Origin of the sequence: Sulfitobacter sp. JL08 (genome assembly GCF_003352045.1) — a bacterium.
Taxonomy (GTDB): Bacteria; Pseudomonadota; Alphaproteobacteria; order Rhodobacterales; family Rhodobacteraceae; genus JL08.
In genome coordinates, this window is the sequence record NZ_CP025815.1 from 168,648 (window position 1) to 182,549 (window position 13,902).

General features: G+C 60.2%; 15 protein-coding genes. 11 read left to right on the forward strand and 4 right to left on the reverse strand.

Going from position 1 to position 13,902, the window contains the following annotated elements; genetic code table 11:
* The first annotated feature begins 53 nt into the window (after window positions 1-53).
* The 5 genes from puuE (at window position 54) to C1J05_RS00830 (ending at window position 5,714) form a co-directional block, all read left to right on the forward strand.
* Window positions 54-1,472 (forward strand): allantoinase PuuE, encoded by a 1,419-nt coding sequence (gene puuE / locus C1J05_RS00810; protein ID WP_114868599.1) that lies wholly within the window; start codon window positions 54-56, stop codon window positions 1,470-1,472.
* Window positions 1,469-2,278: a bifunctional allantoicase/(S)-ureidoglycine aminohydrolase gene (locus tag C1J05_RS00815; protein ID WP_114868600.1), complete on the forward strand. Its 810-nt coding sequence runs from the start codon at window positions 1,469-1,471 to the stop codon at window positions 2,276-2,278. The genes puuE and C1J05_RS00815 overlap by 4 nt, the downstream gene beginning before the upstream one ends.
* A gap of 80 nt (window positions 2,279-2,358) precedes the next feature.
* A complete protein-coding gene (locus tag C1J05_RS00820; RefSeq protein WP_114872028.1) occupies window positions 2,359-2,571 on the forward strand; it encodes a YgaP family membrane protein in 213 nt (70 codons plus the stop codon).
* Between the two features lie 84 nt (window positions 2,572-2,655).
* Complete coding sequence (gene mutL, locus C1J05_RS00825; protein WP_114868601.1) at window positions 2,656-4,479, forward strand: DNA mismatch repair endonuclease MutL; 1,824 nt, start codon at window positions 2,656-2,658, stop codon at window positions 4,477-4,479.
* The gene (locus tag C1J05_RS00830; RefSeq protein ID WP_114868602.1) at window positions 4,476-5,714 is read left to right on the forward strand and encodes a DNA recombination protein RmuC; all 1,239 of its coding nucleotides are present in this window, start codon (window positions 4,476-4,478) and stop codon (window positions 5,712-5,714) included. Before mutL ends, C1J05_RS00830 begins: the two co-directional genes overlap by 4 nt.
* Here the strand turns inward: C1J05_RS00830 and C1J05_RS00835 are convergent, their stop codons facing one another.
* Entirely contained in the window at window positions 5,715-6,575 is an 861-nt protein-coding gene (locus C1J05_RS00835) for a DMT family transporter (protein ID WP_114868603.1), read from the reverse strand.
* Entirely contained in the window at window positions 6,572-7,018 is a 447-nt protein-coding gene (locus tag C1J05_RS00840; protein WP_205389023.1) for a hypothetical protein, read from the reverse strand. The genes C1J05_RS00835 and C1J05_RS00840 overlap by 4 nt, the downstream gene beginning before the upstream one ends.
* 110 nt (window positions 7,019-7,128) lie before the next feature.
* On the opposite strand from C1J05_RS00840, the gene C1J05_RS00845 reads away from it, so the two are divergent.
* Window positions 7,129-7,791: a helix-turn-helix transcriptional regulator gene (locus C1J05_RS00845; RefSeq protein ID WP_114868604.1), complete on the forward strand. Its 663-nt coding sequence runs from the start codon at window positions 7,129-7,131 to the stop codon at window positions 7,789-7,791.
* A gap of 13 nt (window positions 7,792-7,804) precedes the next feature.
* On the opposite strand, the gene C1J05_RS00850 is transcribed toward C1J05_RS00845, so the two are convergent.
* Together C1J05_RS00850 and C1J05_RS00855 are read right to left on the reverse strand one after the other, a co-directional pair.
* Window positions 7,805-8,452, reverse strand: a complete 648-nt coding sequence (locus tag C1J05_RS00850) for a ChrR family anti-sigma-E factor (protein WP_114872030.1) — start codon at window positions 8,450-8,452, stop codon at window positions 7,805-7,807.
* A gap of 7 nt (window positions 8,453-8,459) precedes the next feature.
* Window positions 8,460-8,981, reverse strand: a complete 522-nt coding sequence (locus C1J05_RS00855; protein WP_205389232.1) for a sigma-70 family RNA polymerase sigma factor — start codon at window positions 8,979-8,981, stop codon at window positions 8,460-8,462.
* Window positions 8,982-9,241: 260 nt separating this feature from the next.
* On the opposite strand from C1J05_RS00855, the gene C1J05_RS00860 reads away from it, so the two are divergent.
* Genes C1J05_RS00860 through C1J05_RS00880 form a run of 5 tightly spaced genes read left to right on the forward strand, consistent with a single transcriptional unit; the run spans window position 9,242 to window position 13,852 of the window.
* Window positions 9,242-10,537, forward strand: coding sequence for an NAD(P)/FAD-dependent oxidoreductase (locus tag C1J05_RS00860; protein ID WP_114868605.1), 1,296 nt, complete (start codon window positions 9,242-9,244; stop codon window positions 10,535-10,537).
* Window positions 10,537-11,295, forward strand: coding sequence for a DUF1365 domain-containing protein (locus C1J05_RS00865; protein ID WP_441351697.1), 759 nt, complete (start codon window positions 10,537-10,539; stop codon window positions 11,293-11,295). Before C1J05_RS00860 ends, C1J05_RS00865 begins: the two co-directional genes overlap by 1 nt.
* A 32-nt stretch (window positions 11,296-11,327) precedes the next feature.
* Entirely contained in the window at window positions 11,328-12,557 is a 1,230-nt protein-coding gene (locus C1J05_RS00870) for an MFS transporter (protein ID WP_114868607.1), read from the forward strand.
* A gap of 3 nt (window positions 12,558-12,560) precedes the next feature.
* Window positions 12,561-13,124, forward strand: coding sequence for a DUF3833 family protein (locus C1J05_RS00875; RefSeq protein WP_114868608.1), 564 nt, complete (start codon window positions 12,561-12,563; stop codon window positions 13,122-13,124).
* Window positions 13,121-13,852, forward strand: coding sequence for an SDR family NAD(P)-dependent oxidoreductase (locus C1J05_RS00880; RefSeq protein WP_114868609.1), 732 nt, complete (start codon window positions 13,121-13,123; stop codon window positions 13,850-13,852). Before C1J05_RS00875 ends, C1J05_RS00880 begins: the two co-directional genes overlap by 4 nt.
* The last annotated feature ends 50 nt before the right edge of the window (window positions 13,853-13,902 follow it).

Consider the following 13,902-nt stretch of genomic DNA (forward strand, 5'->3'; position numbering starts at 1 on the left):
TGAAAGTCACCGGATATTTTATGGTTTAGTACGGGGATCAAAGGAATCCCTGCATGACACGTTACCCCAGAAACATGATCGGCTATGGCGCAACCCCGCCTGATCCCAAGTGGCCGAACGGTGCGCGCATCGCCGTGCAGTTCGTTTTGAACTACGAAGAAGGCGGCGAAAACTGCGTTCTGCATGACGATGCCGGATCCGAGGCGTTCCTGTCCGAAATCGTCGGGGCCGCATCCTGGCCGGGGCAGCGTCACTGGAACATGGAAAGCATTTATGAATACGGGGCGCGCGCCGGGTTCTGGCGCCTGCACCGCCTGTTCACCAGGTCGCGCATACCGGTCACGGTTTACGGTGTTGCCACGGCGCTGGCCCGCAGCCCCGAACAGGTGGCGGCGATGCAGGCCGCCGACTGGGAAATCGCCAGCCACGGGCTGAAATGGATCGATTACAAGGATTACACCGCCAAGGCCGAAGCCGCCGACATGGCCGAGGCTATCCGCCTGCATACCGAAGTCACCGGTACGCCCCCGCGCGGCTGGTACACAGGCCGGTGTTCGGAACACACGGTGGGTCTGGCGGCAGAAACCGGCCAGTTTGATTATGTCTCGGACGCCTATGACGATGATCTTCCGTACTGGTTGCGTGTCGGGGACCATGATCAGCTGATCATCCCCTACACGCTGGATGCCAACGACATGCGCTTTGCCACGCCGCAGGGGTTCAACGCGGGCGATCAGTTTCTGTCCTATCTCAAGGACAGCTTTGATACGCTTTACGCCGAAGGCGTGGACGGATCGGCCAAGATGATGTCGATCGGGTTGCACTGCCGCCTGATCGGGCGGCCGGGTCGTGTGCAGGCGCTGGCGCGTTTCATCGACTATATTCAGGGGTTCGAAGGCGTCTGGTGCCCGCGCCGCATCGACATTGCCCGCCACTGGCACGCGCACCATCCCCCCGCCGTATCCGATCGGCCAAACCCCAGCGCGCTGGACAAACAGACATTTGTCAAAACCTTCGGGGGCGTGTTCGAACATTCCCCGTGGATCGCCGAACGCGCCTTTGATCTTGAACTTGGTCCTGCCCACGATACTGCCGCGGGCCTGCATTCGGCCCTTGCCCGGATGTTTCGCAGCGCAAACAGGGCCGAACGCCTTGGCGTGCTGACGGCACACCCCGATCTGGCTGGCAAACTTGCCGCCGCAAAGCGCCTGACCGATGAAAGCACCGCAGAACAGGCGGGGGCAGGCCTTGATGCCCTGACCGCCGAGGAACACGAGGCGTTTGCGACGCTCAATCAGGCCTATGTGGGAAAGCACGGCTTTCCCTTTATCATCGCGGTGCGTGACCATTCCAGGGCGGGTATCCTGAACGCGTTCCGCGCCCGGTTGGATAACGACACAGACACCGAATTTGAAACCGCCTGCGCACAGGTGGAACGCATCGCGTTCCTGCGTCTGAAGGACATGGTATGAGTTACGCATTTCCCCCCGGCGGGTTGCCGGACCAATCCGTTCATCCAGATGGCACGGCCGTGTTCACCGATGCCTATGCCGTGATCCCTGCTGTAACGATGCGCGATATCGTGACCAGCAAACTGCCCGGCTGGCAGGACGCGCGCGCCTGGATCATTGCCCGCCCACTTAGCGGATTTGCCGAAACATTCGCGCAATACGCGGTTGAACTGGCCCCCGGCGGTGGCAGCGACAGGCCGGAACCGGATCCGGATGCGCAGGGTGTTCTGTTTGTGGCAGATGGCACCATGCGTCTTGTGGTGGACGGGCAGAATCATACGCTGATCGCTGGCAGTTATGCCTACATCCCGCCGGGCAGCGACTGGACGATCCGAAACACCGGAGACGGACCAGCGCGGTTCCATTGGGTGCGCAAACAATACGAACCCGCACACGGGCTGGATGCCCCCGACGCCTTTGTCACATCTGACGCCGCCGTGGCCCCCGTCGAAATGCCCGATTGCGGCGGTGTCTGGGCCACGACCCGTTTCGCGGATCCCGAAGATCTGCGCCATGATATGCATGTGAACATCGTCACCTTCCAGCCGGGCGGGCGCATTCCCTTTGCCGAAACCCACGTGATGGAACACGGGCTTTACGTATTGGAAGGCACGGCACAATACCTTCTGAACAAGGACTGGGTCGATGTGGGACCGGGCGATTTCATGTGGCTGCGCGCGTTTTGTCCGCAGGCCTGCATCGCCACCGGATCAACGCCGTTCCGCTATCTTTTGTACAAAGACGTCAACCGGCATCCCCTGCTTTAAGAACAGGACCTGCGACAAGCTGACTGTCGATTTTATTCAAGAACAGGAATATAATGTCTCCAATGAACAGGAGGTTCGATATGTCTGCCAATGTTGGAAAAATCGACCGGGCTGTGCGCACCCTACTGGGTCTTGCTCTGGTGGTCTGGGCCTTTGTCGGGCAGGCCCCGATGTGGGACAATGCGTTCATAATGTGGGGTACGGTCATTGTCGGGGCGGTTCTGATTGTCACGGCAAGCATGAAATTCTGCCCGATGTACCGGATTTTGGGTGTCAGCACCTGCCCAAGGTAGCGCGCGCCACCCTGTGCCCATAGACCCGCGCCATCGCATCATTCCGGTGGCAGAATCGGCACGGGCTATGCTAGGTATTGCGGTATGGCCCATCCCAACCGCAATATCGGCGAAAACCGCCCCGTCATTCGGCAACTTGACGATGCTGCCATCAACCGGATTGCAGCTGGTGAGGTGGTGGAACGTTCTGCTTCGGCGGTCAAGGAACTGGTTGAAAACGCGCTGGATGCCGGCGCGACGCGTATCGACATTGCGATTGCCGATGGCGGCAAGACGCTGATCCGCGTCACTGATGACGGGTGCGGCATCGCGGCCCATGATCTTCCGCTGGCCCTGTCGCGCCATGCCACATCCAAAATCGACGGCACCGATCTTCTGAATATCAACACATTCGGTTTCCGGGGCGAGGCATTGCCATCGCTGGGTGCGGTCGGGCGGCTGACCATCACATCGCGCGCACCGGGGCAGGATGCGGCCACCATCACTGTGCAAGGCGGGCATCCGGGCACGACAAAACCTGCCGCGCTTGGGGCGGGCACCATCGTCGAACTGCGCGATCTGTTCTTTGCCACGCCGGCACGGCTGAAATTCATGCGCACCGACCGTGCCGAGGCGCAGGCCATCACCGATGTGGTCAAACGTCTGGCGATGGCCGAACCCTTCGTCAGCTTTGCGCTTCAGGATGTGTCGGGCGGCGGGGCAGGGCGCACGGTGTTCCGCGCCGATGCCCAGACCGGTGATCTGTTCGATGCGCTGCACGGGCGGCTTTCCACGGTGATCGGGCGCGAGTTTTCCGACAACGCATTGCAGATAGATGCGCAACGCGACGGGCTGCACCTGACAGGCTATGCTGCGCTGCCGACCTATTCGCGCGGGTCCGCCGTGGCGCAATACCTGTTCGTCAATGGCCGTCCCGTGCGTGACAAACTGTTGATCGGGGCGCTGCGCGCGGCTTATTTCGATTTCCTCAGCCGCGATCGCCATCCGGCGGCGGCCTTGTTTCTTGACTGTGATCCCCACCTTGTCGATGTGAACGTACACCCCGCCAAATCCGAGGTCCGGTTTCGCGATCCAGGTCTGGCGCGGGGGCTGATCGTGTCGGCGCTGCGCCATGCTCTGGCGGATGCCGGGCATCGTGCATCATCAACCGTGTCACAGGCCACTTTGGGCGCAATGACCCCTGAACCCGCCGGTGCGCGCGTCTATCAAATGGATCGACCGTCTGTCGGTGTCCTGCAACCCGCCTTTCACGAGGCCGCACCCGTCTACGGACGTGTCGAAGTGACCGAGGAACACATCCGGCCCGAAGCCGAGGAAGCACCGACAGACTATCCGCTGGGCGCGGCCCGTGCCCAGGTGCACGAAAACTACATCATCGCGCAAACCGCTACCGGAATGGTCATCGTTGATCAGCACGCAGCGCACGAACGTCTGGTATATGAACGGCTCAAGCGCCAGATGGCTGACAATGGCGTGGCGGCGCAGGCGCTTCTTATTCCTGAAATCGTTGCCCTTTCTTCGGGCGATTGCGCCCGTCTGCTTGAGGTGGCGGACAGCTTGCAAAAATTTGGTTTAACCATTGAACCATTTGGCGGTGATGCCATTGCCGTGCGTGAAACACCCGCGATTCTGGGTGAAATCAATGCCCGCGCGATGATCCTTGATATCCTTGACGAACTGTCGGATCAGGGCGACAGCCTGATGGTACAGGCCCGTATCGAAGCTATCCTGAGTCGGATCGCCTGCCACGGATCAATCCGGTCGGGGCGGCGGATGCGGGGCGAAGAAATGAACGCTCTTTTGCGCGAAATGGAGGCGACCCCCCATTCTGGCCAGTGCAACCACGGGCGGCCCACCTATGTGGAACTGAAGCTCTCTGATATCGAACGTCTGTTTGGCCGCACATGATCGAAATCGCCGGCACATCATATGAATTCAGCGATCCCGTTGTCATCGCCGCCCTGTGCGGGGCGGGGGTGCTTGTGTTCATTCTGATCCTTCTGGTCATGGCGGTGCGTGCCGCCAGGGATTCTGCCAGACTGGCGGCACCGCTGTCGCAACAGATGGGCGTACTGGGCCAACACGTGCAGCAACTGGGCATGGGGCAGGAACAGTTGCGCGGCGGGTTGCAAACCGTATCCGACACGCAGGCCAACGCCCAGTCACAGGTGATCCAGACGATGGAATTGCGCCTGTCTGCCGTGCAACAGCAGATGAACGACCGTCTGGCCGACAACGCGGCCAAATCAGCGCGCGCGTTGAACGACATGCAGGAACGGATGCGAGAAACGCTGCACGGCAATTCAAAACAGACGACCACATCGCTGACCCAGTTGCAGGAACGTCTGGCCACCATCGACAAGGCACAGGAAAATATCACCAAACTTAGCGGCGATGTCCTGTCGCTTCAGGACATCCTGAGCAACAAGCAGACACGCGGCGCGTTCGGGGAAATCCAGCTGCACGATATCGTGTCCAAGGCGCTGCCCAAGGACAGCTATGCCTTGCAGGCGACCCTGTCCAACGGCAAACGCGCCGATTGCCTGATCCATCTGCCCAATCCGCCCGGTCCCATTGTGATCGACAGCAAATTCCCGCTGGAAGCGTACGAAGCTTTGCGCAAGGCCAACACAGATTGGGAAGTGAACGAAGCCGCCAAGGCAATGCGTGTCGCCGTCAAGGCGCATATCAAGGCGATTTCCGAAAAATACATTCTAGAAGGTGAAACTGCCGATGGCGCGCTGATGTTCCTGCCATCCGAAGCGGTTTATGCCGAACTGCACGCCAATTTCCCCGAACTGGTGCGCGAAGGGTTCGCGGCGCGGGTCTGGATCGTATCGCCCACCACTTGCATGGCGACGCTGAACACGATGCGCGCCATTCTGAAAGATGCGCGGATGCGTGAACAGGCAGGCGCGATCCGCACCACGCTGAAACATCTGCACCGCGACGTGGAACTGGTGGTGGAACGGGTGGGCAAACTGGATACCCATTTCAATCAGGCCCGCGCCGATCTGGACAGCATCAATACCGCCGCCGAACGCGCCGGCAAACGCGCCGCGCGTCTGGACAATTTCGATTTCGAAGACCTCGCGCCTGATGATGTGGCCAACGTCGTGCCGCTGTCCAAACCGGATAGCTGATCAGCGCGCCACTGCCCGCCGGTTGTGCTGCACCAGATGCACCAGCACGGCCGCAAAGACGATCCCGCCGCCCAGCAGCGTTTCGCGACGGATCACTTCGCCAAAGATCAGCCAGACCCACACCGGGGCCAGCGGCGCATCAAGGGCGGTGATCAGCGCGGTTTCAATAGGCGGAAGCATGCGCGACCCAAGTGCAAACAGCGCCAGACCCAGCGCGGAATTGACCAGACCGAACAGGGCCAGCAGGCCAAGTTGATCCGCCGGCACAGCCAGATCATGCGCCATGGGCAGCGCGATAATCGCGCTGAGCAAAGCGGACAGACACGCGGCCTGTAACGTCAGTAAACCCTGATACCGGCGCGAGATTACCATCATCACGGCCAGCGCCATTGTCATCCCGAAGGCAAGCAGATCGCCCGACAGCGTGCCGTCTGTGCCCAGACCGACCATGATCGTCACACCCAGCAGGGCAAATAGGCTGGCCACCAGCGCACTGCGCCCGGGACGTTCCCGCAGGATCATCCAGCCCAGACCCGCCGCAACCAGCGGCACGGTTGCGTAAATGATCGACACATGCGCAACCGTGGTCAGCCTCAGCGCCGTGATGAAACAGATCATGCCCACACCGGACACCAGCGCATAGGCCCATCCAATGTGGCCCAGACGCGCAAATGCGGTGATCCCGTTGCGCCCCTGAAGGGCGCAGATCACCGCGAAAATGCCCAACGCCCCGAACAGACCGCGCCAGACCAGCATCGTTCCGGTGTCTGTGCTGATCCAGCGGGTGAACAGGCCCGCAACGCTCCAGGCCAACGTGGCGGCGATGATCAGGACAAGGCCCAGCCGGTAGCTGGCGATCATCCGGTTTTCCAGTCGCCGGTTGTATTCCACCAGCGATGCGGATTGTCGCTGTCGTCCAGCCCGTTGCCGCTGCTGCGCAATACGTCCTGTACGATGATGACCGGTTCGTAATAGCTGTGAACCGCATAGATCGCTTCGATCACGCGGGTCAGGGCATCGGTGTCACGCGGCAGAAAAAATCGCATTTCATCCACGTCGGGCCGCTGCCGCACATCGGGTTCCGCGCCGGTCGGGGTGCCGGCGCGCGGGCGGTAATATTCGGTTCCGCCGGATGCGCGATAGCCGTTGCAGTCGGTTTTGCCATGCACCAGCGGTTCGCTCTTGCGGATTTCATCAAAGATTCGGTCAATATCCTCGACAGGGGCCTGATAGGTGATCAGCCACATGGGCTGCATCGTGATCGGGCTGGTTTCAAACCCTGATTGCAGGATATCGGTGGTCATCGGCGCACTCCGTTTTGGGTTGTGCGCCTGTGCTATCGCACGCCTGCTGACATGGGCCTGTCAGCAGTGATCTGCTATATCAGGGTCAGGTGTGAAAAAAGGCAGGTGCCATGCGATCCATCCGGATGTTCGATATCATTCAACTATTGCGCAAGGCGACGCGGCCACTGACAGCGCAACAGATGGCCGACACGCTTGAAGTGACAAAGCGCACGATCTACCGCGATATCGCTGCCCTGCAATCGACGCGCGTGCCGATCGAGGGCGAGGCCGGTATCGGCTATATCCTGCGCCCCGGGTTCGATCTGCCGCCGATCAATTTCGATGTGGAAGAAGCCGAGGCGATCACTGTCGGGCTCAGCATGATCGCACGCACCGGCGACAAGGGGTTGGAGCGCGCCGCCGCCCGCGCCGCGCGCAAGTTGTCTGACGCCACACAACTGAGCGAAACGCTTTTTTCCTCAAGCTGGGGTGCCAAGGCCCCCGGCAATATTGATCTGTCTGCGATCCGCGATGCCATACGGCAAGAAGCCAAGATCGAATTGTTCTATTGTGATGTGAACGGCGGTCTGACCGAACGCACCATCCTGCCCGTCGCCCTGATCTATTATTCCGAGGCTGTGGTGGTTGCTGCATGGTGCGAAATGCGCGGCGATTTCCGCCATTTCAGACCTGACAGAATGGTCGCGTGCACAATCCTGTCAGACAGATTCACCGGAAAAGGGCAGGGGCTGCGCCGCGAATGGGCGGCGCAGCACGCGGCTGATTTGTAAAAGGTGAAAGGCGTCAGATACGCAGGAACGGCTGCGCAATCCGCGGGATCAAACCCTTGAATGTCAGCGGAGCATCGGTCACGGCCAGACAGATACAGGGTTCACCCTGGGCCGCAACCGGCGTGTGGTGCAGATGTTCGTCTGCGGTTTCCACATCGCCGCGCGCGAAATAATCATCCTCGTCCTGAAACGCGCCTTGCAGCACCAGCGTCAGTTCCATGCCCTTGTGGCCATGATCAGGCATCGCGCAGCCGGCGGGAATGTACAGCAACCGCGCCGTGGCATCCGATGTGGTCGGCAAGATCGCCTGCTTCACACCCATCCCGACAGGGCGCCACTTGATCGCGTCAAGATCGCCGCCGACATAATCCTGCACAGGTCCGGGCAATACACCCGGTTTGCGCGCATGTTTGATCTGCTCGGGTGCGCCATTGGCGATCAGCGACAGCGTTGCCTCAAGGCTTCCGGTGCTCAGTTCCACACTGTCGTCGGTTTCCAGCAACGCGCCGCCCACGGCGTCATAGCTTTCCGCAACCGCACGGCACGTGTCACACAGCGATACGTGGGCCGCTACAATCAGGTTGAACGCCTCCGGAAGGGTACCGGCGGCATAGGCCATCAGCACATCTTCGTTCAGGTGGTGTTTGATATCTTGTGTCATGGTCATTTCACTTCATTGCGTGGCGCAAGCGGTCAAGCGCCAATCTAATTCGCGATTTGATGGTGCCCAGAGGCAAACCGGTTTTTTCTGCAATTTCGCTGTGCGACAGGTCGCCAAAATAGGCCTGCTGGATCAATTCGCGCTGCGCCTGCGGCAATTCCGCAATGGCCTGCGCCAGATGTTCGCTTTCCTGTTGCAGGGTCAGCACGTCTTCCTGATCGGGTTCGTGTTCGGGGCCCCATGTCAGACCTTCGGGTTCGGGGCGGCGTTGTTTGCGAAGCACATCGATCCGACGGTTTCGCGCGATCGTGAAGATCCAGGTCGCAACTGACGCCCGCGTCGGATCGAACAGATGCGCCTTGCGCCACAGCGTTGCCATCACATCCTGCGCGCATTCTTCGGCCAAAGCGTGATCGGCACCGGATTTCATCAGAAATGCCTTCACGCGTGGGGCAAAATGGGCAAACACTTCGGCAAAAGCCGCCTGATCCTGTGAATCGCGGATGCGCGCGACATGATCGGCCCACATCAATCTTGCGTCGGGTTCTTTGCTGATCACTAACGTCTGTCCTGTTACGCGTCTTTTTGGTTTCCCGGTTTCGGAAAACATAGCCGCCAAAGGGGGGACTTTAAAGTCCGGCAATCTGTCCAACTCGGTGATCATATGTGGCATACGTGCCGCAGATCGGGTTGGATCACCAAAATTGTTTTATTTGTTTTACATCCGTTTCCGCCGACAGGGCGTAACAACTACCAGATACGAACCAGAATTGTCGGAGCGGGACACGAATGCCTTTCGAAGCCGGTGCAGTTGCACCCAAAAAAATAGCCGTCATCGGCGCCGGGATATCCGGCATGGGGGCGGCGCACATGCTGGCCGATGAACATAATGTCACCTTGTTTGAATACGAAAACCGTCTGGGCGGTCACGCGCGTACCGTAATGGCTGGCAAGAACGGGGATCAGCCGGTTGATACCGGTTTCATCGTCTTCAACTATGCGTGCTATCCGCATCTGGCCGATCTGTTTGCCCGCCTCGACGTGCCTGTGGTAAAAAGCAACATGAGCTTTGGTGCCTCAATCGACGGCGGGCGGATCGAATACGGTCTGGCCAGCCTGTCCGCATTGTTTGCACAGAAAGCCAACGCGTTGAACCCGCGCTTTCTGGCAATGGTGCGCGATATCGCGCGGTTCAACAAACACGGGCTGGATATGTCGCAGGATCCGGCGCTGACTGTGGGCGGATTGCTTGAAAAGCTGAAAACCGGTCCGTGGTTCCGCGATTATTATCTGCTGCCGCTGTCCGGCGCGATCTGGTCGACGCCGACGCAAAAGATCATGGATTTTCCGGCCTATGCCATGATGCGTTTCTTTGAAAACCATGCGTTGCTGAACGTTTATGGCCAGCACCAGTGGTATACGGTGCAGGGCGGTTCTGACCAGTACGTGCGCCGTCTGGGCGCCGCGATGGAAAAACAGGGCGTCACCTTGCGTTTGGGCTGCCCCGTGCAATCGGCGCGGCGCGATGCAACCGGCGTCTGGATCAAGGCGCACGGCGCAGACGAAGACCGCTTTGACGAGGTCGTGTTTGCCACGCATTCCGATGACAGCCTTGCGCTGTTGTCCGATGCATCTCTGACCGAGCGCAGCGCGCTGGGCGCGATTGCTTACCAGCCCAACGATATCGTGCTGCACCGCGATGAAACGCTGATGCCCAAACGCCGTGCCACATGGTCAAGCTGGGTTTACACCGAAGATGCGGGCCCGCGCGAGGACAAGATCGATCTGACCTATTGGATGAATTCGCTGCAGCCGATCCCGATGGATGATCCGCATTTCGTGACCCTGAACACAAAACGCACCATCCGCGACGATCTGATTTATGATCAGGTCACGCTGCGCCATCCGGTCTATGATCTGGCCGCGCTCGAGGCGCAAAAGACGGTGCACGGCTTCAATGGCACGAACCGCACATGGTTCTGCGGCGCATGGATGCGCAACGGATTTCACGAGGACGGGTTGGCCAGCGCGGTGGATGTGGTGCAGGCGATGCGCGAACGTACGATGCAGGTGCTGGCCGCGTGATGGACCGTGTCGATCATATCGCAGGCCAAACCTTTCACGGGCGCAAGGGCGATGTGCAAAACGCATTTCGCTATTCGGTGGATTACGTTCTGCTGGATGCCGAACGCGAGGTGCGCACACCCGCGCTGTTTTCGCGCAACGGGCTCAATCTGACAGCGCTGGATGATGTGGATCACGGCGGCGCACCCAAGGCGGGGCGCGGGGCCGTCTGGGTGCGCGAGGTGCTGGCCCAGCACGATATCGACAATGTCGATCGCATCCTTTTGCTGGCGCAGCCGCGCACGTTTGGCCATGTGTTCAATCCGGTCAGTTTCTGGCTGTGCTACAATGGGTCGAAGGATCTGATCTGTGTGATCGCCGAGGTCAGCAACACCTTCGGTGATCGCCATTCCTATCTGTGCCACCACGCCGATCTGTCGCCAATCCTGCCCGATCACCGGCTTTGCGCGAAAAAGATATTCCACGTTTCACCGTTTCAGCCGGTCGAAGGCGGTTATGTGTTCCGCTTCGACATAAACGATGATCGTATCGGCATCTGGATCGACTACAACCGGCCCAAAGGCGGGCTTCTGGCCACCCTGACCGGCCCGCGCAAACCTTTGACCAATCGGGCGATACTGCGCTCGGCCCTGCGCCGGCCGCTGGGGTCACGCCGTGTGCTGGGCCTGATCCACTGGCAGGCGCTGAAATTGTGGACCAAAAAGGTCTCGTACCGTCCGCGTCCCGCGCCCCCGTCCCAAGAAGTGTCCGGCCAGTGACCGCCGCCGCGCTTTCTTCTGCGCCGCAGACCATGTCTGCGATGTCCGCGCGCCTGCCGTCTTTCGCCCTGTTTGCCGCATTGCTGGCGGCGGCGGGCCTGCCGATCTATATCCACGCGCCGAAATTCTATGTCGATGAATATGGCGTGTCGCTGGCGGCGCTCGGGGCGGTGCTGTTCGGTCTGCGTCTGCTGGATGTGATACAGGATCCGCTGTTGGGCCGTCTTTCGGAAAAGCTGCGCCATTACCGCGCGCAGGCCGTTGCGGTCGCCGCGTTGGTTATTGCGCTGTCAATGGCGGGCCTGTTTGCCGTGACGCCGCCAATGCCGCCGCTGCTGTGGTTCGGGTTGATGCTGACGCTGGTATTTTCTGCTTTCAGCTTCCTGACCATCAATTTTTACGCCCAGGGCGTGACCAAGGCTGAAACGCTGGGCGCGCAGGGGCACCTGCGGTTGGCCCGCTGGCGCGAAACCGGCGCGTTGCTGGGCGTTTGTGTTGCTGCCATTGCGCCGGTCGTGATGGGCGCGTGGATGGGCGCGCCATTTTCAGGTTTTGCCGTCGGCTTTGCGGTCTTGGCGGGTGCATCGGTGCTGGCCATGCGCGGCGAATGGGGCGTGTCTGCGGCCCTGCCATCTACCGGATTTGGCCCGATCCTGCGCGACCCTGTCGCGCGGCGCTTGTTGCTGATCGCGTTGATAAATGCCGCCCCTGTGGCTGTCAGTTCAACGCTGTTCCTGTTCTTCGTCGAAAGCCGTCTTGCCGCGCCGGGAATGGAGGGGCCGCTGCTGCTGCTGTTTTTCCTGTCTGCCGCGCTGGCCGCCCCGTTCTGGGGCATGCTGGCCGAACGCTGGGGCGCAAAACGTGCGCTGATCCTTGGCATGGTGCTTTCGATCATCGCTTTTGGCTTTGCCATCACGCTGGGGGCGGGCGACTGGCCGCTGTTCGCGCTGATCTGCATCGCTTCCGGTGCCGCTCTGGGTGCGGACATGACATTGCTGCCCGCCATTTTTGCAAATCACATGGCGCGTATTTCCCCCACCGCCGCCGAAGGTTTTGGCCTCTGGTCGTTCGTTTCGAAATTCACGCTGGCCTTTGCCGCTGTCACCCTGCTGCCCCTGCTGGACGCCGCCGGATTTCAGGCAGGGGCCGACAATACGCAAACTGCACTTGGAACTCTGGGGCTGCTTTACGCCGCCGTTCCCTGTGCGCTCAAGGTGCTGGCCATCACGTTGCTGATGGCCAGCCGACTAAAGGAGAGTTGAACTATGGAACCGTTTTTCTTTGTGATGCTGGGTGTTGTACTGGTTCTGGGCCTGATCCTGCTTCAGCGCAGGTATATGGGCTTTACTGCCCAACAACCCGCTGATTACGCAACGGGCCAGCCCCAGTTCGATATCCGCCACCACCTGAATGGCCCGATTGTCTGCGAAGGTGTCATTTTTGGCCCGACCGGGCGTGTCACGTCGCGGTTCGTCGGCGACTTTGATGCCAAGTGGAATGGCAACACCGGCGTGATGAAAGAACATTTCGCCTATGACAGCGGCACCCATCAGGATCGCGAATGGCATTTGCAGATTGGCAATGACGGGCGCATCAAGGCCACGGCACCGGATGTGGTGGGCGAAGGCACCGGCTGGCAAAGCGGATCATCCGTGCAGTTGAAATACCGCATCCGCCTGCCGGAAAGCGCCGGCGGCCACGTTCTGGACACGGTCGACTGGATGTATCTGGCCCCCAATGGAACCATCGTGAACCGTAGTCAGTTTCGTAAATACGGGATCAAGGTGGCCGAACTGGTGGCCACCATGCGCCAAAAGGAGGCCGCATGACGGACTGGAACGGAAAACGCTACTGGCTGGTGGGGGCCAGCGATGGTCTGGGCGCAGCCCTTGCCCATGTGCTTAGCAAATCTGGGGTCGAGGTGATTGTATCCGCCCGATCCGAAGACCGGTTAAAGGAACTGGTGGCCGACCTGCCCGGCCCCGCTTCCTATCAGACGGTAGATGTGTCTGACACCGGCAGCGTCACCGCCGCCGCGCAGGCCATCGGGCCGGTTGATGGCGTGGTGTTTCTGGCCGGTGTCTACTGGCCGATGAAGGCAACGGAATGGGATGCCGAACAGGCCACGGCAATGGCCGATGTCAATTTCACCGGTCTGGTGCGGGTGATGGGGGCCGTGGTGCCCGACATGGTGGCGCGCAATGCCGGCCATATCGTGATCACCGGAAGCCTGTCGGGGTTCCGTGGCCTGCCCGGCGCAATCGGATATGCTGCGTCCAAGGCGGGCACCATGGCCCTGGCCGAAAGCATGTATGCCGATCTGCGCAAGACCGGCGTTAGGGTGCAGGTGGCCAACCCCGGTTTCATCAAGACCCGCCTGACCGAAAAAAACGATTTCACCATGCCGTTCATCATGGAACCGGACGCCGCCGCGCAGGAAATGTTCGACCATATGAATGCCGATCATTTCAAGAAAAGCTTTCCGCGCGTGTTTTCCTGGCTGTTCCGGCTAAGCCAGTTCATGCCCGACTGGATGTACTACCGCCTATTTGCGTGAGATCAAAGACGGCCCTGCCCAATCCGGTGTCAACTGATCCGACACGTGCG